General features: G+C 66.9%; 19 protein-coding genes and 1 pseudogene. 18 read left to right on the forward strand and 2 right to left on the reverse strand.

Going from position 1 to position 20,463, the window contains the following annotated elements; all coding sequences use genetic code 11:
• The 10 genes and pseudogenes from JO236_RS03055 to JO236_RS03100 all read left to right on the forward strand — a co-directional run.
• Positions 1 to 213: pseudogene (locus tag JO236_RS03055) on the forward strand (alkane 1-monooxygenase); the annotation flags it as partial.
• A complete protein-coding gene (locus JO236_RS03060) occupies positions 210 to 386 on the forward strand; it encodes a rubredoxin (RefSeq protein ID WP_293324550.1) in 177 nt (58 codons plus the stop codon). The pseudogene JO236_RS03055 and the gene JO236_RS03060, both read left to right, overlap by 4 nt.
• Complete coding sequence (locus JO236_RS03065) at positions 383 to 565, forward strand: rubredoxin (RefSeq protein ID WP_293324553.1); 183 nt, start codon at positions 383 to 385, stop codon at positions 563 to 565. The genes JO236_RS03060 and JO236_RS03065 overlap by 4 nt, the downstream gene beginning before the upstream one ends.
• Positions 566 to 582: 17 nt before the next feature.
• Positions 583 to 1,188, forward strand: a complete 606-nt coding sequence (locus tag JO236_RS03070) for a TetR family transcriptional regulator (protein WP_293324555.1) — start codon at positions 583 to 585, stop codon at positions 1,186 to 1,188.
• A gap of 85 nt (positions 1,189 to 1,273) precedes the next feature.
• A complete protein-coding gene (gene ahcY / locus JO236_RS03075; protein WP_293324558.1) occupies positions 1,274 to 2,752 on the forward strand; it encodes an adenosylhomocysteinase in 1,479 nt (492 codons plus the stop codon).
• A gap of 69 nt (positions 2,753 to 2,821) precedes the next feature.
• Positions 2,822 to 3,454, forward strand: a complete 633-nt coding sequence (locus JO236_RS03080) for a dTMP kinase (RefSeq protein ID WP_293324560.1) — start codon at positions 2,822 to 2,824, stop codon at positions 3,452 to 3,454.
• A gap of 80 nt (positions 3,455 to 3,534) precedes the next feature.
• Positions 3,535 to 4,221, forward strand: a complete 687-nt coding sequence (mtrA, locus tag JO236_RS03085) for a two-component system response regulator MtrA (protein ID WP_068044606.1) — start codon at positions 3,535 to 3,537, stop codon at positions 4,219 to 4,221.
• Positions 4,222 to 4,267: 46 nt separating this feature from the next.
• A complete protein-coding gene (gene mtrB / locus JO236_RS03090) occupies positions 4,268 to 5,935 on the forward strand; it encodes an MtrAB system histidine kinase MtrB (protein WP_293324569.1) in 1,668 nt (555 codons plus the stop codon).
• Complete coding sequence (gene lpqB, locus JO236_RS03095; RefSeq protein WP_293324572.1) at positions 5,935 to 7,686, forward strand: MtrAB system accessory lipoprotein LpqB; 1,752 nt, start codon at positions 5,935 to 5,937, stop codon at positions 7,684 to 7,686. The genes mtrB and lpqB overlap by 1 nt, the downstream gene beginning before the upstream one ends.
• A gap of 48 nt (positions 7,687 to 7,734) precedes the next feature.
• Complete coding sequence (locus JO236_RS03100; protein ID WP_293324575.1) at positions 7,735 to 8,574, forward strand: LmeA family phospholipid-binding protein; 840 nt, start codon at positions 7,735 to 7,737, stop codon at positions 8,572 to 8,574.
• Positions 8,575 to 8,625: 51 nt separating this feature from the next.
• Here JO236_RS03100 and JO236_RS03105 read toward each other — a convergent pair whose 3' ends face one another.
• Positions 8,626 to 9,477 (reverse strand): L,D-transpeptidase, encoded by an 852-nt coding sequence (locus tag JO236_RS03105; protein ID WP_293324577.1) that lies wholly within the window; start codon positions 9,475 to 9,477, stop codon positions 8,626 to 8,628.
• A 225-nt stretch (positions 9,478 to 9,702) separates the two neighbouring features.
• Here JO236_RS03105 and JO236_RS03110 point away from each other — a divergent pair, with 225 nt between their 5' ends.
• The 3 genes from JO236_RS03110 (at position 9,703) to secA (ending at position 14,253) form a co-directional block, all read left to right on the forward strand.
• Positions 9,703 to 10,335, forward strand: coding sequence for a ComF family protein (locus JO236_RS03110; protein WP_293324622.1), 633 nt, complete (start codon positions 9,703 to 9,705; stop codon positions 10,333 to 10,335).
• 302 nt (positions 10,336 to 10,637) lie between these two features.
• On the forward strand, positions 10,638 to 11,315 hold the full coding sequence (hpf, locus tag JO236_RS03115; protein ID WP_293324579.1) for a ribosome hibernation-promoting factor, HPF/YfiA family: 678 nt from the start codon (positions 10,638 to 10,640) through the stop codon (positions 11,313 to 11,315).
• 97 nt (positions 11,316 to 11,412) lie between these two features.
• The gene (gene secA, locus JO236_RS03120) at positions 11,413 to 14,253 is read left to right on the forward strand and encodes a preprotein translocase subunit SecA (protein WP_293324581.1); all 2,841 of its coding nucleotides are present in this window, start codon (positions 11,413 to 11,415) and stop codon (positions 14,251 to 14,253) included.
• A gap of 14 nt (positions 14,254 to 14,267) precedes the next feature.
• Here secA and JO236_RS03125 read toward each other — a convergent pair whose 3' ends face one another.
• Positions 14,268 to 14,813 (reverse strand): Rv3235 family protein, encoded by a 546-nt coding sequence (locus tag JO236_RS03125; RefSeq protein WP_293324584.1) that lies wholly within the window; start codon positions 14,811 to 14,813, stop codon positions 14,268 to 14,270.
• Positions 14,814 to 14,960: 147 nt separating this feature from the next.
• Here JO236_RS03125 and JO236_RS03130 point away from each other — a divergent pair, with 147 nt between their 5' ends.
• The 5 genes from JO236_RS03130 (at position 14,961) to JO236_RS03150 (ending at position 20,422) form a co-directional block, all read left to right on the forward strand.
• On the forward strand, positions 14,961 to 16,370 hold the full coding sequence (locus JO236_RS03130) for a WS/DGAT/MGAT family O-acyltransferase (RefSeq protein WP_293324586.1): 1,410 nt from the start codon (positions 14,961 to 14,963) through the stop codon (positions 16,368 to 16,370).
• Positions 16,371 to 16,386: 16 nt separating this feature from the next.
• Positions 16,387 to 17,214 (forward strand): polyphosphate kinase 2, encoded by an 828-nt coding sequence (ppk2, locus tag JO236_RS03135; protein ID WP_293324589.1) that lies wholly within the window; start codon positions 16,387 to 16,389, stop codon positions 17,212 to 17,214.
• Positions 17,211 to 17,747, forward strand: a complete 537-nt coding sequence (locus JO236_RS03140) for a DUF6912 family protein (protein ID WP_293324592.1) — start codon at positions 17,211 to 17,213, stop codon at positions 17,745 to 17,747. The genes ppk2 and JO236_RS03140 overlap by 4 nt, the downstream gene beginning before the upstream one ends.
• Before the next feature lie 140 nt (positions 17,748 to 17,887).
• Positions 17,888 to 19,039: a ferredoxin reductase gene (locus JO236_RS03145; RefSeq protein WP_293324595.1), complete on the forward strand. Its 1,152-nt coding sequence runs from the start codon at positions 17,888 to 17,890 to the stop codon at positions 19,037 to 19,039.
• Positions 19,040 to 19,120: 81 nt separating this feature from the next.
• On the forward strand, positions 19,121 to 20,422 hold the full coding sequence (locus JO236_RS03150; protein WP_293324597.1) for a fatty acid desaturase family protein: 1,302 nt from the start codon (positions 19,121 to 19,123) through the stop codon (positions 20,420 to 20,422).
• The last annotated feature ends 41 nt before the right edge of the window (positions 20,423 to 20,463 follow it).

Raw genomic sequence — 20,463 nt, forward strand, 5'->3', positions numbered from 1 at the left:
CAGACGCTGCGCAGCATGGCTGGCTCGCCCAACCTGCCCAGCGGATACGCCTCGATGATCTCGCTGACCTACTTCCCAGCGCTGTGGCGCAAGGTGATGGACCACCGGGTGCTCGAGCACTACGACGGCGACATCACCAGGGTCAACCTGCAGCCGCGCCGGCGGGAGAAGCTGCTGGCCCGGTATGGGAGCTTGCAGGGAGCCCAAGCATGAGCGCCGTATACCGGTGCCCGGTCTGCGACTACGTCTACGATGAGGCCAAAGGCGATGCCAGGGAAGGCTTTCCGGTCGGCACGCCGTGGGCGCAGATTCCCGACGACTGGTGCTGTCCAGACTGCTCGGTCCGCGAGAAGATCGACTTCGAACAGGTAGGAGCAAACCAATGAACGACTACAAGCTGTTTCAGTGCGTCCAGTGCGGCTTTCAGTACGACGAGGCGCTGGGTTGGCCGGAAGACGGCATCGCCGCAGGCACCCGCTGGGACGACATCCCCGAGGATTGGAGCTGCCCCGACTGCGGCGCGGCAAAGGCGGACTTCGTAATGGTGGAGGTCGCACGGTCGTGAGCGTTACCCTCGCGCCTGTGAAGCGGATTTCTTACGCCGAGGCCTCGCGCGCCCTGCTGCGTGATTCGGTGCTCGACGCCATGCGGGATCTGCTCCTGACCCGCGACTGGTCGGCCATCACGCTGTCAGACGTCGCGCGCGCGGCCGGGATCAGCCGGCAGACGATCTACAACGAGTTCGGCTCGCGCCACGGCCTGGCGCAGGGTTACGCCCTGCGCTTGGCGGACCGGCTGGTGGACACCGTCAGGGCCGGACTGGAGGCGAACGTCGGCAACCTCTACGAGTCGTTCCTGCGGGGTTTTCGCGACTTCTTCACCGAGTCGGCAGCGGATCCGCTGGTGATGTCGCTGTTGACCGGCGTGGCCAAGCCCGACCTGTTGCAGATCATCACCACCGACAGCGGGCCCATCATCACCCGCTCGTCGGCCCGGCTCGCGACGGCATTCACCCAGACCTGGGTGGCCACCAGCGACGACGACGCCCATGTGCTGGCGCGCGCGATCGTGCGGCTGTGCCTGAGCTACGTGTCCATGCCGCCCGAGGCCGACCACGACGTCGCGGCCGATCTGGCGCGGTTGATGACGCCGTTCGCGGAGCGCCACGGGGTGATCAACGTTCCCTGATCGGTGGCACATGCCGGAGCTGACCGGCCGCCGACTACAGTGGCGGAAGAATATACCCAAGCTAACTAAAGGATGAGACACCCCGATGACGACGACCGAACATTCGCTGCGGCCTGACGTTGTGAACGGCATCGACTTCAAGGTTGCCGACCTGTCACTAGCGGATTTCGGCCGCAAGGAGCTCGATCTGGCCGAGTACGAGATGCCCGGGTTGATGTCCCTGCGCCGGGAGTACGCGGAGGTACAGCCGCTGAAGGGTGCCCGGATCTCGGGGTCGCTGCACATGACGGTGCAGACCGCGGTGCTGATCGAAACCCTGGTCGAGTTGGGCGCCGAAGTCCGGTGGGCGTCATGCAACATCTTTTCCACCCAGGACCATGCCGCCGCTGCCGTCGTCGTCGGCAAGCACGGCACCCCCGAGGAGCCCAAGGGCGTGCCGGTGTTCGCGTGGAAGGGCGAAACGCTCGAGGAGTACTGGTGGTGCGCCGAGCAGATGCTCACCTGGCCCGACGCCGACCAGCCCGCCAACATGATCCTCGACGACGGCGGTGACGCCACCATGCTGGTGCTGCGCGGCATGCAGTACGAGAAGGCCGGCGTGGTGCCGCCCGCCGAGGAGGACGACTCCGCGGAGTGGAAGGTCTTCTTGAACCTGGTGCGCACACGCTTGGAGACCGACAAGGACAAGTGGACCAAGATCGCCGAGTCGGTCAAGGGCGTCACCGAGGAAACCACCACCGGCGTGCTGCGGCTCTACCAGTTCGCCGCGGCCGGTGACCTGGCCTTCCCGGCGATCAACGTCAATGACTCGGTGACCAAGTCCAAATTCGACAACAAGTACGGCACCCGGCACTCGCTGCTCGACGGCATCAACCGCGGTACCGATGCGCTGATCGGCGGCAAGAGCGTCCTGATCTGCGGCTATGGCGACGTGGGCAAGGGCTGCGCGGAGGCGGCCAAGGGCCAGGGCGCGCGGGTCACCGTCACCGAGATCGACCCGATCAACGCGCTGCAGGCGCTGATGGAGGGCTACGACGTCAAGACGGTCGAGGAGGCCATCGGCGACGCGGACATCGTCGTGACCGCGACCGGCAACAAGGACATCATTTCGCTGACCCACATGAAGGCGATGAAGGATCACGCCATTCTGGGCAACATCGGCCACTTCGACAACGAGATCGATATGGCCGCCCTCGAGCGCTCCGGGGCGACGCGACTCAACATCAAGCCGCAGGTGGACCTGTGGACCTTCGGCGACTCCGGTAAGTCGATCATCGTGCTGTCCGAGGGCCGGCTGCTCAACCTGGGCAACGCCACCGGGCACCCGTCGTTCGTGATGAGCAACAGCTTCGCCAACCAGACGATCGCGCAGATCGAGCTGTGGACCAAGAACGACGAGTACGACAACGAGGTCTACCGGCTGCCCAAACACCTGGACGAGAAGGTGGCCCGCATCCACGTCGAGGCGCTTGGTGGGCAGCTGACCAAGCTCACCAAGGAGCAGGCCGAGTACCTCGGCGTCGACGTCGAGGGCCCGTTCAAGCCCGACCACTACCGCTACTGAGTCCCGTTGCCCGCGGCGTGACCCCAGCGTCACGCTCGCGAGCACGCGCTACTCGATAGGCTCGCGTCTGTGCTGATCGCGATCGAGGGCGTCGACGGCTCGGGCAAGCGGACGCTGACCGCGGGTTTGCGCAAGGCACTCGAAGCCAACGGCAGGTCGGTGGCCACGCTGGCGTTCCCGCGGTACGGACAGTCGATCACTGCCGACGTGGCGGCCGAGGCGCTGCACGGTCGGCACGGTGACCTCGCCTCGTCGGTGTATGCGATGGCGCTGCTGTTCGCGCTGGACCGTGCCGGCGCGGTCGAGCAGATGACGACGCTGAGCCGCCACCATGACGTCGTGATCCTGGATCGCTACGTCGCCTCCAACGCCGCCTACAGCGCGGCGCGTCTGCACCAGGACGCGGCCGGGGAAGCGGTGGCCTGGGTGCACCGCATGGAATATGAGCGGCTGGCGCTGCCCGCGCCCGACTGGCAGGTGCTGCTGGCGGTGCCCGCCGAGCTGGCCGGGCAGCGGGCCCGCAGCCGGGCCGACGGCGACCCGAACCGGCCGCGGGACAGCTACGAACGCGACGACGAACTTCAGTTCCGTACCGGCGCGGTGTACGCGGGGCTGGCCGCCGCGGGCTGGGGCGGACGCTGGCAGGTGGTCGGTTCGGACGTCGACGCGGGCCGGTTGGAGGCCGTTTTGATGGCCAAATAGCGCGATTTCGGCGTTATTTGCGCTTATCAACGAAGAAACGCCCGTGTGGTGCCGAAGGTTTGTCCCGATCTGGTGACACCATGGACTGCATGAGGCAAAGGATTTTGGTCGTCGACGACGACGCTTCGCTGGCCGAGATGCTCACCATCGTGCTGCGTGGGGAGGGCTTCGACACCGCAGTCATCGGCGACGGCACCCAGGCCCTGACCGCGGTGCGCGAGTTGCGCCCCGACCTGGTGCTGCTGGACCTGATGCTGCCCGGCATGAACGGCATCGACGTGTGTCGGGTGTTGCGCTCCGACTCCGGCGTTCCGATCGTCATGCTCACCGCCAAGACCGACACCGTAGACGTGGTGCTCGGCCTGGAATCGGGCGCCGACGACTACATCATGAAGCCGTTCAAACCCAAGGAGCTGGTCGCCCGCGTGCGGGCACGGCTGCGCCGCAACGACGACGAGCCGGCCGAGATGCTGTCGATCGCCGACGTCGAGATCGATGTGCCGGCGCACAAGGTCACTCGCAACGGCGAGCAGATCTCCCTGACCCCTCTGGAGTTCGACCTGCTCGTCGCGTTGGCACGCAAGCCGCGCCAGGTGTTTACTCGTGATGTGCTGCTCGAACAGGTATGGGGATACCGGCACCCGGCGGACACCCGCCTGGTGAATGTGCACGTCCAGCGTCTGCGGGCCAAGGTCGAGAAAGACCCTGAGAACCCGACTGTGGTGTTGACCGTTCGAGGAGTGGGATACAAGGCCGGACCTCCGTGATCCCGGGCGACGACATAGAGCGTCGCGATGGGGAGGAGCAGGGCCGTTGATGTGGGGCTCGCGGCGACGTACTCGGAGCCGTTGGGGTCGCTCCGGCCCGATGACGCGCGGCGTGGGTACGTTGAGTCGAGCCGTAGGTGTTGCCTGGCGCCGATCGCTACAGCTGCGAGTCGTGGCGCTGACCCTCGGTCTCTCGTTGGCGGTGATCTTGGCGCTGGGTTTCGTGCTCACCAGCCAGCTCACCAATCGCGTACTCGACGTCAAGGTCAGGGCCGCCATCGAGCAGATCGAACGCGCGCGCACCACGGTCAGCGGGGTCGTCAACGGTGAGGAAACCCGTTCACTGGACAGCAGCCTGCAACTGGCCCGCAATACGCTGACCTCCAAAACCGACCCGGCCTCGGCCGTCGGGCTCGCCGGCGCGTTCGACGCCGTGCTGGTGGTGCCGGGGGACGGCCCCCGCGCGGCGACCACGGCCGGGCCCGTCGAGCAGGTGCCCAACTCGTTGCGCGGCTTCGTCAAGGCGGGGCAGGCGGCCTACCAGTACTCCACCGTGCACACCGAGGGCTACTCCGGGCCGGCGCTGATCATCGGCACCCCGACGTCGTCACGGGTGGCCAACCTGGAGCTCTACCTGATCTTTCCGCTGAAGAACGAGCAGGCCACGGTGACCCTGGTGCGCGGCACGATGCTCACCGGCGGCGCGGTGCTGCTGGTCCTGCTGGCCGGCATCGCGCTGCTGGTGTCCCGGCAGGTGGTGGTGCCGGTGCGATCGGCGTCACGGATCGCCGAGCGGTTCGCCGAGGGCCATCTGTCCGAACGCATGCCGGTGCGCGGCGAGGACGATATGGCCAGGCTGGCGGTGTCGTTCAACGACATGGCCGAAAGCCTGTCCCGCCAGATCGCCCAGCTCGAAGAGTTCGGCAACCTGCAGCGCCGCTTCACCTCCGACGTCAGCCACGAACTTCGCACACCGCTGACCACCGTGCGGATGGCCGCCGACCTGATCTACGACCACAGCGAAGATCTCGACCCGACCTTGCGCCGCTCCACCGAGCTCATGGTCAGCGAGCTGGACCGGTTCGAGACGCTGCTCAACGACTTGCTCGAGATCTCCCGCCACGACGCCGGGGTTGCCGAGTTGTCCGTGGAGGCGGTCGACCTGCGCACCACGGTGAATAGCGCCCTGGGTAACGTCGGTCACCTGGCCGAGGAGGCCGGCATCGAGCTACAGGTGGATATGCCCGACGAAGAGGTCATCGCCGAGGTCGACGCCCGCCGGGTGGAACGCATCCTGCGCAACCTGATCGCCAACGCCATCGACCACGCCGAGCACAAGCCGGTGGACATCCGGATGGGCTACGACGAGGACACGGTCGCCGTCACCGTCCGCGACTACGGAGTCGGGCTGCGGCCCGGCGAGGAGAAATTGGTGTTCAGCCGGTTCTGGCGGTCGGACCCGTCGCGGGTGCGCCGCTCCGGGGGCACCGGGCTGGGGTTGGCGATCAGCATCGAGGACGCGCGACTGCACCAGGGCCGGCTGGAGGCCTGGGGCGAGCCCGGCGAGGGTGCCTGCTTCCGGCTGACGCTTCCGCTGGTTCGCGGTCACAAGGTCACCACCAGCCCGCTGCCCATGAAGCCGATCCCGCAACCCGCCCAACCGACCGGAGCGCCGGACCGCCGCCAACGCGAGCACGCCGAGTGGACCGGCTGATGCGGGTCTTGGTCATAGTGCTGGCGATGTTGCTCGCCGGCTGTGCCGGGGTGCCCAGCTCGTCGGCGCCGCAGGCCATCGGGACCGTCGAACGGCCGGCGCCGTCCAACCTGCCCCAGCCCACCCCGGGCATGGATCCCGACGTGCTGCTGCGCGAATTCCTCAAGGCCACGGCCGATCCGGCCAACCGCCATCTGGCGGCACGCCAGTTCCTCACCCAATCGGCCTCCAACGCGTGGGACGACGCCGGTAGCGCGCTGTTGATCGACCATGTTGTGTTCGTGGAAACCCGTGGCGCCGAACGGGTTTCGGCGATGATGCGGGCAGACATACTGGGCTCGCTGTCCGATATGGGGGTGTTCGAGACCGCCGAGGGGCAGCTGCCCGACCCGGGTCCGATCGAGTTGGTCAAGACCGCGGGTGGCTGGCGGATCGACCGCCTGCCCAACGGCGTGTTCCTGGACTGGCAGCAGTTCCAGGCGACCTACAAACGCAACACCCTCTACTTCGCCGACCCGACGGGCAAGACCGTTGTTCCCGACCCGCGCTACGTTGCGGTGTCCGACCACGACCAGCTCGCCACCGAGCTGGTCTCTAAGCTGCTGGCCGGTCCGCGACCGGAGATGGCGCGTACCGTCCGCAACCTGCTGGTCCCGCCGCTGCGGCTGCGCGGGCCGGTGACCCGGGCCGACGGCGGCAAGAACGGCATCGGTAGCGGCTACGGCGGCGCGCGGATCGACCTGGAGAAGCTGTCCACCACCGATCCGCACAGCAGGCAACTGCTTGCCGCACAGATCATTTGGACGCTGGCCCGGGCCGACATCCGGGGACCCTATGTGATCAATGCCGACGGCGCCCCGCTGGACGACAGGTTCGCGGACGGTTGGAGCACCTCCGACGTGGCCGCCACCGATCCGGGCGTGGCCGACGGCGCGGGCGCTGGGCTGCATGCTTTGGTCAACGGGTCGCTGGTGGGTCTGGAAGGCCAGCGCACCACCACGGTGCCCGGGGCGTTCGGGCGGATGGGCGATCAGACGGGTGCCGCGCTATCCCGCAGCGGGCGCCAGGTGGCGTCGGTGGTGACACTGCGCCGCGGCGCGCCCGATATGGCCGCCTCGCTGTGGATCGGTGACCTTGGCGGCGAGGCGATTCAGTCCGCGGACGGCCACAACCTGTCGCGGCCCAGCTGGTCGCTGGACGACGCGGTCTGGGTGGTGGTCGACACCAACAACGTGCTGCGCGCGATCGCCGAACCCGCGTCGGGGCAACCCGCCCGGATTCCGGTGGATTCCACCGCCGTGTCCAGCAGCTTTCCTGGCCCCATCACGGATCTGCAGCTGTCCCGGGACGGGACCCGTGCCGCGATGGTGATCGCCGGCCAGGTCGTCCTCGCCGGTGTCGAGCAGACCCAGGCGGGACAGTTCGCGCTGACCTACCCGCGGCGGCTGGGTTTCGGGCTCGGCGATTCGGTGGTGTCGCTGTACTGGCGGACCGGTGACGACGTCGTGGTGACCCGTAACGATGCCACGCATCCGGTGTCGTACGTCAACATCGACGGGGTGAACTCCGATGCGCCTGCGCATGGCCTGGCGATTCCGCTGTTTGCGATCGCGGCCAACCCGTCGACGGTGTATGTCGCTGCGCCGCAAGGGGTCTTGATGTACTCGGCGTCGGCCGCCGAGACCCAGCAGGCGTGGTCCGAGGTGGCGGGCTTGATGGTGCCCGGAGCCGCCCCGGTGTTGCCCGGCTAACTCCGGCGCTACCCTCAGCAGAAAAGGGGTCTAGAGAAAGCCCTGCCGATGTCGCCCAGAGTTCCCCGACTGCGTTGGGACGACCCCCTTCGCGCGCTGGACATGCTGGGCTCGCTGTGGTCCTCAACCGGATTGCCCGGGTTGCCGTCCGTCGGCGCCGGGGCCGCCCTGGCCGTCGCGGCGCCCTATCGGACGTTGTTCACCACGCTGCAGCAGCTGCTGGGCGACAAGGAAGTCACCATCCGCATCGCCGAGCACGATGTGGTGCTCACCATGACGGAGTTGGACTCGGCGCTCGATCCCCAGGCATTGGCCGTCGGCCAACTGGGCGAGGTCCGGGTCGCCGCGCGCGACATCAGCTGGGATCACAACCACCTGCAGCACGCCGTCGCCGTGCTGCGCAATGTGCACATCCGCCCGGGCGTTCCCCCGGTGTTGGTGGCGGCGCCGGTGGAGTTGTCGACCGAAGTGCCGTCGCGCATGTTGGACGAGGTGCTGCGGCAGGCGGCACCGCAGCTACGTGGTGAGCTGTCCAAGGACGGCAAGGCGCGCCTGCGCTGGGCACGCCGACCGGACTGGGGTGGCCTCGACGTGGCCGTCGACGTGGTCGGGAAAACGTTGTGGTTGCGGCCGCGCGCTCTGCTGACCGGCCAGCGCCGCTGGGTGCTGCCGGGCCGGACCCCCGCCTATCAGGTGCCGCTGCCCGACCTGCCGCACGGGTTGGTGATCACCGACGTCACCGTCGGACCGGATTCCCTGCGGGTATCCGGCCTGCTGCCCGAGTGGCGAATCGACGTGCCGCTGCGCGCCCTGGAGGACGTCATCGGTCAGCTGAGCCAGGGTGCGCTCAGCTTCGCGTGGCCGCCCTTGCGGAGGGGCTCGGACTGACACCCGGTGCGGGAGAGCGCCGACGACGTGGGCTAGAAAAGTCTTACGCCCCTAGGAGACTCGCGGGTCGGCTTCCTTGACGGGGTGTTCCACCGGAACCCCGTCCTTGACGATCACCGGGTCGCCGACGTTGACCGTATCGAAATACCATTCCGCGTCGGCGGGGCTCAGGCTGATGCATCCGTGGCTGACGTTCTCGGCCCCCATCGACCGGACGGCCCATGGGGCCGAATGGACGTAGAGCCCGCGACTGGTGATACGGACCGCGTAATCCACCGAGATCCGGTAACCCGCGGGATCATCGACGGGGATACCGACGCTGCTCGAATCCATAATCACCGAGCGGTCTTTGGAGATCACGCTGTACGTGCCGACCGGCGTCGGGAATTCCGGCCTGCCCATCGTGGCGGGCAGCACCCCGGCTTCGCCGAAGTGCACACGGTGGTGCGGTGCAGGTAGCGGAGGCGGCGCCTCGACTCCGTCGATGCTGACGGTGAAGGTGTGATTCGCGATATCGGCGACACCGAGGACCTTGGGGCCTGTTTGGAAGTCCGTGCGCAGACCGCCCACCGACAGCGCGACCGTGCTGTGCGCCGGCCAGTATCGGTCGGGAACCCACTGCACGACGTTGTTGTCGAGCCATTCGTATTTGCCCGTCATCGCGGGCACCGACGCCACTTCCAGGGCGCGCTCGGCCGCCTGCCGATCGGCGATGGCGCTCCGGAACGTCACCACCACCGGGTGCGCGACTCCCACCACCGCGCCGCGCGCGGGTAGCACCGCGGCGATGGGCAAGCGGCTACTCGGCTCGTTGGCCGCCGTCAGAACTACGTCGGGCTGTTCCGCGACGAGTGCCGCAGCGAGACCGATTACGACGATGAGTGACCGCATTGCCATCCACATGGCTTTTTCCAACGCCTTTCGAGCTGCCCCCGCTGGTTGATGGTAGGGGCGCCATTGCGGGTGAATGTGCAAGCGCGCGTTGGCATGTCGGTTAAGTTTTGGTCACAGGTCGGCATCGGAAGACCGGTTGTCCGGACCCGTGCGCATCGGTCGCGCACTGAGGCCCTGGGGATGACCGCCGCCGCACCGGCGCCTGATGTCACCCCGGACGACCACACTGGCACCGTGCTCGACCTCATCCTGCCGCTGGAATGCGGCGGCTGCGGGGCGCCGGCGACCCGCTGGTGCGACGCCTGTGCCGCCGAGCTGGTCGTCAAACCCGACGCGCCGCACGTACTGAGCCCGCGCATCGACCCCGGTGTGCCGGTGTTCGCGCTGGGCCGCTACGCGGGTGCCCGACGGCAGGCGATCCTGGCCATGAAGGAACACGGCCGCAGCGACCTGATCGCGCCGCTGGCGCACGCGCTGGCATGCGGTCTGCATCGGCTGCTGGTCTGGGGCATGGTCGAGACACCGCTGACCCTGGTGCCCGCGCCGACCCGCCGCTGGGCGGCACGGCGACGCGGGGGAGACCCCGTCGCGCTGGTAGCCGCAAAAGCCACGGCCGGCTACCCGCACATCGCCGTCGTCCGGGCGTTGCGGATGAAGGCGCTGGCGCGGGATTCGGTGGGCCTGGGCACGTCGGCCCGTGAACGCAACATCGCGGGCCGGGTGGTGCTGCGCGGGCAGCGGCCGCCTGATGAGGTCGTGCTCGTCGACGACGTCGTCACCACCGGCGCGACGGCACGCGAGTCGGTCCGGGTTCTGTGGGACGCCGGTGTGCGGGTGGCCGCGGTGCTGGCGATCGCGGCGGCGTGAGCGTAGTCGGCTTTGAATCCGCCAAGAACTCGTGAAGAACACGCAACATGTCTCCCAATGGGGTGGCACGTCCAGGCAAACTCGGGATAACGTCGAAATCAGTCTCTAACGACTCACGGTCGCAGTGCTCCAGGGATGACCCCGGGGTCCCAGCTCCCGCGCGAGGAGGTGAATATTCGACATCTTGCTCCGGCGGGCAGCCTGCGGCGGGAAAGCTCCACAACCGCTCTAACCCCGTCGGCGCGTACCTGAAAGCCGGCACGCAGGGCGCGTGTGACGTGAAGAGAAACGAGTTATCACGTATGTCAAGGCTATCCGTGGATTCCGTCCAGGTTCTGGACCAGACCGACGAGCAGGCTGAACCGGCACCGAATGCCGAGATCGTATTCAAGGGGCGCAACGTCGAGATCCCCGACCACTTCCGCATCTACGTCTCGGAGAAACTCGCCCGCCTCGAGCGGTTCGACAAGACCATCTACTTGTTCGACGTCGAACTCAACCACGAACGCAACCGTCGCCAACGCAAGTCCTGTCAGCGCGTCGAGATCACCGCTCGCGGGCGCGGGCCGGTGGTGCGGGGTGAGGCCTGCGCCGATAGCTTCTACGCCGCGCTGGAATCGGCGACAGTGAAACTGGAGAGCCGGCTGCGCCGCGGCAAGGACCGCCGCAAGGTGCACTACGGCGACAAGACCCCGGTTTCACTGGCCGAAGCCACTGCGGTGCCACCGGAAAGGGCGTTCGACGCCGAACCGTCCGACGCGCACGACCATGACGGGGCCGCGATCGAAAAGGACCACGAGCCCGGGCAGATCGTGCGTACCAAAGAACACCAGGCCAAGCCGATGTCGGTGGACGACGCGCTGTACGAGATGGAGCTCGTCGGGCACGACTTCTTCTTGTTCTACGACAAGCACACCGAACGGCCCTCGGTCGTCTACCGGCGCCACGCCTACAACTACGGGCTGATCAGACTGGCCTGATGGGCCAGCCCTGACGATCGGCGGCCATCAGCGGGTTGTCACCTAGGATGGGGGTCGCCTCGTCAAAGAGGAAGACTCCTACTAAAGGGACCTAGCTGTGCTGTCAAGATTGCTGCGCCTCGGTGAAGGCCGCATGGTCAAACGCCTCAAGAAGGTCGCCGACTATGTCAACACGTTGTCTGACGACATCGAAAAACTCACCGACGAGGAGTTGAGGGCCAAGACCGACGAGTTCAAAAAGCGCCTGGAAGACGGGGAAGCCCTCGACGACCTGCTGCCCGAGGCGTTCGCCGTGGCCCGCGAGGCCGCCTGGCGGGTGCTCGACCAGCGCCCGTTCGACGTGCAGGTGATGGGCGCGGCCGCCCTGCACCTGGGCTATGTCGCCGAGATGAAGACCGGTGAGGGCAAGACTCTGACCTGCGTGTTGCCCGCCTATCTCAATGCGCTGGCCGGCAAGGGCGTGCACATCGTCACCGTCAACGACTACCTGGCCAAACGCGACAGCGAGTGGATGGGCCGGGTGCACCGCTTCCTCGGCCTGCAGGTGGGGGTGATCCTGGCGACGATGACGCCCGAAGAACGCCGGGTGGCCTACAACGCCGACATCACCTATGGCACCAACAACGAGTTCGGTTTCGACTACCTGCGCGACAACATGGCGCACTCGCTGGAGGACCTGGTACAGCGTGGGCATAGCTTCGCCATCGTCGACGAGGTCGACTCGATCCTGATCGACGAGGCGCGCACCCCGCTGATCATCTCCGGTCCGGCCGACGGCGCCTCCAACTGGTACACCGAGTTCGCCCGCCTGGCGCCGCTGATGGAAAAGGACACGCATTACGAGGTCGACCTGCGCAAGCGCACCGTCGGCGTGCACGAACTCGGCGTGGAGTTCGTCGAGGACCAGCTGGGCATCGACAACCTCTACGAGGCCGCCAACTCGCCGCTGGTCAGCTACCTCAACAACGCGCTGAAGGCCAAGGAGCTGTTCAACCGCGACAAGGACTACATCGTGCGCGATGGCGAGGTGCTCATTGTCGACGAGTTCACCGGCCGCGTGCTGATCGGCCGCCGCTACAACGAAGGCATGCACCAGGCGATCGAGGCCAAGGAGCACGTGGAGATCAAGGCCGAGAACCAGACGCTGGCCACCATCACGCTGCAGAACTACTTCCGGCTCTACGACAAGCTCGCCGGCATGACCGGCACCGCCCAGACCGAGGCGGCCGAGCTGCACGAGATCTACAAGCTCGGCGTGGCCAGCATCCCGACCAACAAGCCGATGATCCGCACCGACCAGTCCGACCTCATCTATAAGACCGAGGAGGCCAAGTACATCGCCGTGGTCGACGACGTCGCCGAGCGTTATGAGAACGGCCAACCGGTGCTGATCGGTACCACCAGCGTGGAGCGCTCGGAATATCTGTCGCGTCAGTTCCAGAAGCGGCGCATCCCGCACAACGTGCTCAACGCCAAGTACCACGAGCAGGAGGCGGCGATCATCGCCGAGGCCGGTCGGCGCGGCGGCATCACCGTCGCCACCAACATGGCCGGCCGCGGCACCGACATCGTGCTCGGCGGCAACGTTGACTTTCTCACCGACCTTCGGCTGCGTGCCCGCGGGCTGGACCCGGTGGAGACGCCCGACGAGTACGAGGAGGCCTGGCACCAGGAGTTGCCCGTCGTCAAGGAGGAGGCCACCAAGGAAGCCGAAGAGGTGATCGAGGCCGGTGGCCTCTACGTGCTGGGCACCGAGCGTCACGAGTCGCGCCGCATCGACAACCAGCTGCGCGGCCGCTCGGGCCGCCAGGGTGACCCGGGCGAGTCGCGGTTCTACCTCTCGCTGAGCGACGAGCTGATGCGCCGGTTCAACGGCGCCGCACTGGAATCGATGCTCACCAGGATCAACCTGCCCGACGACGTGCCGATCGAAGCCTCGATTGTCACCCGCGCGATCAAGAGTGCCCAGACGCAGGTCGAGCAGCAGAACTTCGAGGTCAGAAAGAACGTCCTCAAGTACGACGAGGTGATGAACCAGCAGCGCAAGGTGATCTACGCCGAGCGCCGCCGCATTCTCGAGGGCGAGAATCTGCAGCAGCAGGCCACCGACATGCTGGTCGACGTCATCACCGCCTACGTCGACGGCGCGACCGCCGAAGGCTACGCCGAGGACTGGGACCTGGACGCGTTGTGGACGGCGCTCAAGACGCTGTACCCGGTGGGGATCAAGCACGAGTCGTTGACCCGTCCGGACGAGGATTCCGAGCGTGACGAACTCACCCGCGAGGAGCTGCTCAAGGCGTTGCTGGAGGACGCCGAACGTGCTTATGCCGCAAGGGAAGCCGAGCTCGAGGAGTTGGCCGGCGAGGGCGCCATGCGGCAGCTGGAGCGCAACGTGCTGCTCAACGTCATCGACCGCAAGTGGCGCGAGCACCTCTACGAGATGGACTACCTCAAAGAGGGCATCGGGCTGCGTGCGATGGCGCAGCGCGACCCGTTGGTGGAGTATCAACGCGAGGGCTATGACATGTTCATGGCCATGCTCGAAGGCATGAAAGAGGAGTCGGTCGGCTTCTTGTTCAACGTCAGCGTCGAGGCGGTCCCCGCGCCGCAGGTCGAGGTCGCACCCGTCGAAGCGCCGGACGGGCTGGCGGAATTCGCCGCCGCGGCAGCGGACGGGCAGAGCGAGGCGGCCGCCGCATCGGCGCGCGAGGGTACCGCGAACACGCTGCGCGCCAAGGGTATTGAGAACGAATCAGCCGCGCTGACGTACTCCGGCCCGTCCGAGGACGGCTCGGCGGAGGTGCAGCGCAACGGCGGTGGCGGGCAGAAGACGCCAGCCGGCGTGACCGCCGGGGGCAGCCGGCGGGAGCGACGCGCGGCCGCGCGACAGCAAGGGCGCGGCGCCAAGCCGCCGAAATCGGTGAAGAGGCGCTGAGCCGGCAAACCACGTCAGCCTATGTGCAGGGCAACCAACTGCCAGCGCGACCCGTTGGCAGCGCTTTGACCGGTGACCTGTTCCACCCGGCACGCGATCGCGTGGATCCGGCGCCCGCGGCTGTAGCTGCCGGACACCTCGGCCGCGCAGTTGGCGTTGTGCGGACCGACCGGTTGCAGCCGCACCCGGCGCAGCACCGCGGCACCCCGCGCAGCGGGCCGGGTCCGGCCGAGAGTGAGCACGGAGTCCACCAACCCGGGAGCCAGCAGGGGCCGCAGCGCTGCCGCCGGACGCCGCCGGTCGATCACTTCCAGCACTCGACGCAGTGCCGCGTCGGCAAACACCGCCGCCTGGCGCATCGGTAGCGACAACGGCGGCGGTGTGGCCCCCGGCTCCCCGCCCGAGCGGGGGCGCGACGCGCTCGAGACGTGCCCGCGCAGCGCCGCGTGCGATGATGGCCGGCACTGCGCTACGTTTCGCGTTGGCGGCTCGTACTCGACAACGGGTAGCACGGCGAAGGTGTCGTGTCGGGGCGGGCTCGCGATATGACCGGTAGTCAACGTGCACTCTCCAAACAAACCGCTAAAACTGGGAGCCTGCTGGAGAGTGGCAGACAGATGCCCGCCATCATCGCATAACGAAGGCCGCCGCGATTACGGTGAGCGACAGCCCCGAACGACGCCAAGGACGAGGAGGACAGGGCCGTAATGGTGACCCGATTGTCCCCGTCGGACGCCTCGTTCTATCGGCTGGAGAACACCTCCACGCCGATGTACGTCGGTACGCTGTCGATCCTGCGTCGTCCCCGGGCGGGACTGAGCTACGACACCCTGCTGGCCGCCGTCGAGCAGCGGCTATCTCAGATCCCGCGCTACCGCCAAAAGGTCCGCGAAGTGAAGGTCCCCACGGCGAGGCCGGTGTGGATCGACGACAGCGACTTCGACATCACCTACCACATCAGACGATCAGCGCTGCCGTCTCCGGGCAGTGACGAGCAACTGCACGAGCTGATCGCCCGGCTGGCCGCGCGGCCGCTGGACAAGTCACGACCGCTCTGGGAGATGTACCTCGTCGAAGGGCTGGCCAAGAACCGCGTCGCGCTCTACACCAAGTCGCACCAGGCCTTGATCAACGGCATGACGGGGCTGGAGATCAACCACGTCATCGCGGACCGGACCCGGCGCGCGCCGCAGTTCCCTGAGGACATCTGGATCCCGGAACGCGACCCCGGAAACACCCGGCTGCTGCTGGGCGCCGTCGGCGACTGGGTGGCGGGGCCCGGCACACAGATGCAGGCCCTCGGCTCGGCAGTCGCCGGGCTGGCGACCAGCTACAGCCAACTCGTCGATGCGGGCCGCCGGGTGTTCGACGTCGCCCGCACGCTGGCCCGGGGTACCGCACCCAGCAGCCCACTGAACGCCACGGTGTCGCGCAACCGCCGGTTCACCGTGGCGCGCGGCAGCCTGGAAGACTACCGGGCCGTGCGCGCGCGCTACGACTGCGACGTGAACGATGTGGTGCTGGCCGTGGTGGCCGGCGCGTTAGGCAACTGGCTGTTGTCGCGCGGCGAAGGGGTGGCGCCGACCGCGACGGTGCGAGCAATGGCGCCGCTGTCGGTCTACGCCGAGAGCCAGCTCGACTCGGCAGGCCCTGGTCAGGCGATCAGCGAGGTGACGCCGTTCCTGGTCGACCTGCCGGTGGGGGAGGGCAACGCCGTGGTCCGGCTGTCCCAGATCGCGCACGCCACCGAATCCGACCCGACGGCCGCCAGCCTGGTCGATGCGCGAACGATCGTGACGCTGTCCGGCTTTGCGCCACCCACCTTGCACGCCATGGGTATCCGGGTGGCCACCAGTTTCTCGGCCCGGCTGTTCAACCTATTGATCACCAACGCCCCCGGCGCCCAGTCGCAGATGTACGTCGCCGGTACCAAGCTGCTGGAGACCTACGCCGTTCCGCCGCTGCTGCACAACCAGGCGCTGGCAATAGGCGTAACGTCCTACAACGGCATGCTGTATTTCGGAATCAATGCCGACCGCGACGCGATGAGCGATGTCGACCTCTTGCCGGGGCTGTTGCAGCAATCGCTGGAAGAGCTGCTGGAGGGCGCACGCTAGGGGATAGCATCCGTTGGTGAGCACCGCGAAGAAGAAGGACTCGCCCGTACGCAAGGTTTCCAACGACATCTACGAGGCCGAGTTATTCCGGCTGCAAACGGAATTCGTGAAGCTGCAGGAATGGGTGAAGGCTTCCGGGGCTCGCATTGTGGTCCTGTTCGAAGGCCGCGACGCCGCCGGCAAGGGCGGGTCCATCAAGCGGATCACCGAATATCTCAGCCCGCGCATCGCGCATATCACGGCACTGCCCGTGCCCACCGAGCGCGAACGCGGCCAGTGGTACTACCAGCGCTATATCGCCCACCTGCCCGCCAAGGGCGAAATGGTGCTCTTCGACAGATCTTGGTACAACCGCGCCGGCGTCGAGAAAGTCATGGGTTTCTGCACGCCCCAGGAATATGTGCTGTTTTTGCGTCAGACGCCGATCTTCGAGCAGATGCTGATCGACGACGGAATTCTGTTGCGTAAGTATTGGTTTTCGGTCTCCGAGGGCGAACAGTTGCGCCGATTCAAGTCGCGGTTGAGCGACCCCGTCCGGCAATGGAAGCTCAGCCCGATGGACCTGGAATCGGTGTATCGGTGGGAAGACTATTCACGGGCCAAAGACGAGATGATGGTGCACACCGATACTCCGGTCAGCCCCTGGTACGTCGTGGAGTCCGATATCAAGAAACACGCGCGGCTGAACATGATGGCCCATTTGCTGTCTTCGATCGACTACACCGAAGTCGAGTCCCCGAGCGTGAAGCTGCCGGAACGGCCCGTGGTAAGCGGGAACTACAAGCGCCCGCCGCGCGAGCTCTCGACGTACGTCGACGACTATGCGGCCACGTTGATCGGATGATGCAGGTCTACATCCCGGTCACCCTGGCCATGCTGCGGCAACTCGTGGCCGGCGGGTCGCTGTGGCCGGTCAATGGCACGGCCTTCGCCGTGACACCGGCATTGCGCGAGTCGTATGCCGAGGGCGACGACGACGAACTCGCCGAGGTCGCTCTGCAGGAAGCGGCGCTGGCGTCGCTGCGTCTGCTGGCCACCGAGGCGGACGCCGCCGATGCGTTTGACGATGCCGACGGCCTGCCGCCGCGACGCGCGGTGCTGGCGGCCGAGGTCGACTTGGCTGAATCCGGGGCCAACTACCGCCCCGACCTTGACGACGCCGTGGTCCGGCTCGATGGGCCCGTCGCGATGGACCAAGTCATTGCCGCCTACGTCGACAACGCCGACGCCGAGCCCGCCGTGACGGCGGCGATTGCGGTCATCGATGCCGCCGACCTGGGCGACGAGGACGCCGACCTGGTGGTCGGCGACGCCCAGGACCACGATTTGGCCTGGTACGCCAGCCAGGAGTTGCCGTTCCTGCTGGACCTGCTCTGAGCCCGCGGGATTTGAAATCCTGCGGCGTCAGCCTGGGTACGGTACCGTAGGTTACGGTACCGTAGCTTTTTTCGCCGGGCTGTGACGGCCTGAACGCGACAGCGGAAACCAACGGTCGCACTCATGAGCAGGAGCTTCCTATGAGCAAGAAGTACGCGCCCGTTGTCGGCAACGTCCGTGAGACCACCCGCCCCACCATCGCCGGCGCGGAGCACCACCCCGGTTGGCATGCCCTGCGCAAGATCGCGGCGCGCATCACCACGCCGCTGTTGCCGGATGACTACCTGCACCTGGCCAACCCACTGTGGTCGGCGCGCGAATTGCGCGGCCGCATCCTCGATGTCCGGCGGGAGACGGAGGACTCCGCGACGTTGGTCATCAAACCGGGCTGGGGCTTCAGCTTCGACTACCAGCCGGGCCAGTTCATCGGGATCGGCCTGCTGGTCGACGGGCGGTGGCGCTGGCGTTCGTACTCGCTGACGTCGAGCCCCGCCGGGTCTTCTGGGTCGGGCTCCGCGAAGACGGTGACCATCACAGTCAAGGCGATGCCCGAAGGTTTCTTGTCCACCCATCTGGTGGCGGGCGTCGAGCCGGGGACCATCGTGCGGCTGGCCGCACCGCAGGGCAACTTCGTGCTGCCGAACCCCGCGCCGTCGTCGATTCTGTTCCTGACCGCCGGCTCAGGCATCACGCCGGTGATGTCGATGCTGCGAACATTGGTGCGCCGCGAACAGATTGGTGATATCGCCCACATGCATTCGGTGCCGACCGAGGCCGACGTGATGTTCGCCGCCGAGCTGGCCGCGCTGGCCGACGAGCACCCCGGCTATCGGTTGCGAGTGCGCCAGACCCGGGCCGAGGGCCGCCTCGACCTGACGAGGCTGGACAGCGAGGTACCGGACTGGCGCGAACGCCAGACCTGGGCCTGTGGGCCGGAAGGCCTGCTTAACCGGGCCCAGCAGGTGTGGACGCAGGCGGGCGTCGGCGACAGGCTGCATCTGGAGCGGTTCGCTGTGTCCAAGGCCGCACCCGCCGGAGCCGGCGGGAGGGTGACCTTCGGCCGCAGCGGGCGTACGGTGGCGGTCGACGCCGCGACGTCGTTGATGGACGCCGGCGAGGGTGCCGGTGTGCAGATGCCCTTTGGCTGCCGGATGGGGATTTGCCAATCGTGTGTGGTGAGCCTGGTGGAAGGCCACGTCCGCGATCTGCGTACCGGCCAGGAGCACGAGCCCGGAACCCGGGTGCAGACGTGCGTGTCGGCCGCCTCGGGTGATTGCGCGCTGGACATCTAACAGTTACTCTCAGGTAACTTACGGAGTCGTAGGTTACGATAGCGTAGGTATGGACACAAAGAACCGCAGGGAGGGAACACGGTGGCGATCACTGACGTCGACGTATTCGCACATCTGACGGACGCCGACATTGAGAACCTGGCCGTTGAGCTGGACGCGATACGCCAGGACGTCGAAGACTCTCGCGGCGCGCGGGACGCGCGCTACATCCGTCGCACCATTGCCGGTCAGCGTTCGCTGGAGGTGGTCGGCCGACTGCTGCTGGCGGCCAGCTCAAAGCGCTCGGCGTGGTGGGCGGGTACCGCGACCCTCGGCGTGGCCAAGATCGTCGAGAACATGGAGATCGGCCACAACGTCATGCACGGCCAGTGGGACTGGATGAACGATCCGGAGATTCACTCCTCGACATGGGAGTGGGACATGAGCGGGTCGTCCAAGCATTGGCGCTACACCCACAACTTCGTGCACCACAAGTACACCAACATCCTCGGCATGGACGACGACGTCGGCTACGGCATGCTGCGTGTCACCCGGGACCAGCGCTGGAAGCGCTTCAACATCTTGAATCTGGTGTGGAACACCCTGCTCGCACTCCTCTTTGAGTGGGGCGTCGGACTGCAGCACGTGGAGATCGGCAAGATCCTCAAGAAGCGGATGGACAACCAGGAGGCGCGCCAGCGGATCGACGACTTCTTGGCCAAAGCCGGTCGCCAGGTGCTGAAGGACTACGTCGCATTCCCCGCGCTGACCTCGTTGTCGCCCGGCGCGACGTACCGGTCCACCTTGACAGCCAATGCGACGGCCAACGTGATCCGCAACGTCTGGGCCAACGCCGTGATCTTCTGCGGCCATTTCCCTGACGGTGCCGAGAAATTCACCAAGACGGACATGATCGGTGAGACGAAGGGCCAGTGGTACCTGCGCCAGATGCTGGGGAGTGCCAACTTCGAGGGCGGCCCCGTGCTGCGGTTCATGAGCGGCAACCTGTGCCATCAGATCGAGCACCATCTGTATCCCGACCTGCCGAGCAACCGGCTGCACGAGATCTCGGTGCGGGTGCGTGAGGTGTGCGAAAAGTACGACTTGCCTTACACCACAGGCTCTTTCCTGGTGCAGTACGGCAAGACGTGGCGCACGCTGGCTAAGTTGTCGCTGCCGAACAAGTACCTGACCGACGATGTCGACAACGCGCCCGAGACCCGCAGCGAGCGGATGTTTGCTGCACTCGAGCCCGGTTTCGCGGGCACCGACCCGAACACCGGACGGCGGCGCGGGCTCAAGACCGCGATCGCGACCGTGCGCGGTTGGCGGCGTCGCCGAGGCCAGAGGGGCCAAAAGGGCGGCGTGGCAACGCCGATCGCGCCCGACGACCTGGCCGCCTAACTCCCCGGGCGCGAGCGTGCGCCCCGGGGCGCACGTCCCTC

Source organism: Mycobacterium sp., assembly GCF_019247635.1.
Lineage (GTDB): Bacteria > Actinomycetota > Actinomycetes > Mycobacteriales > Mycobacteriaceae > Mycobacterium.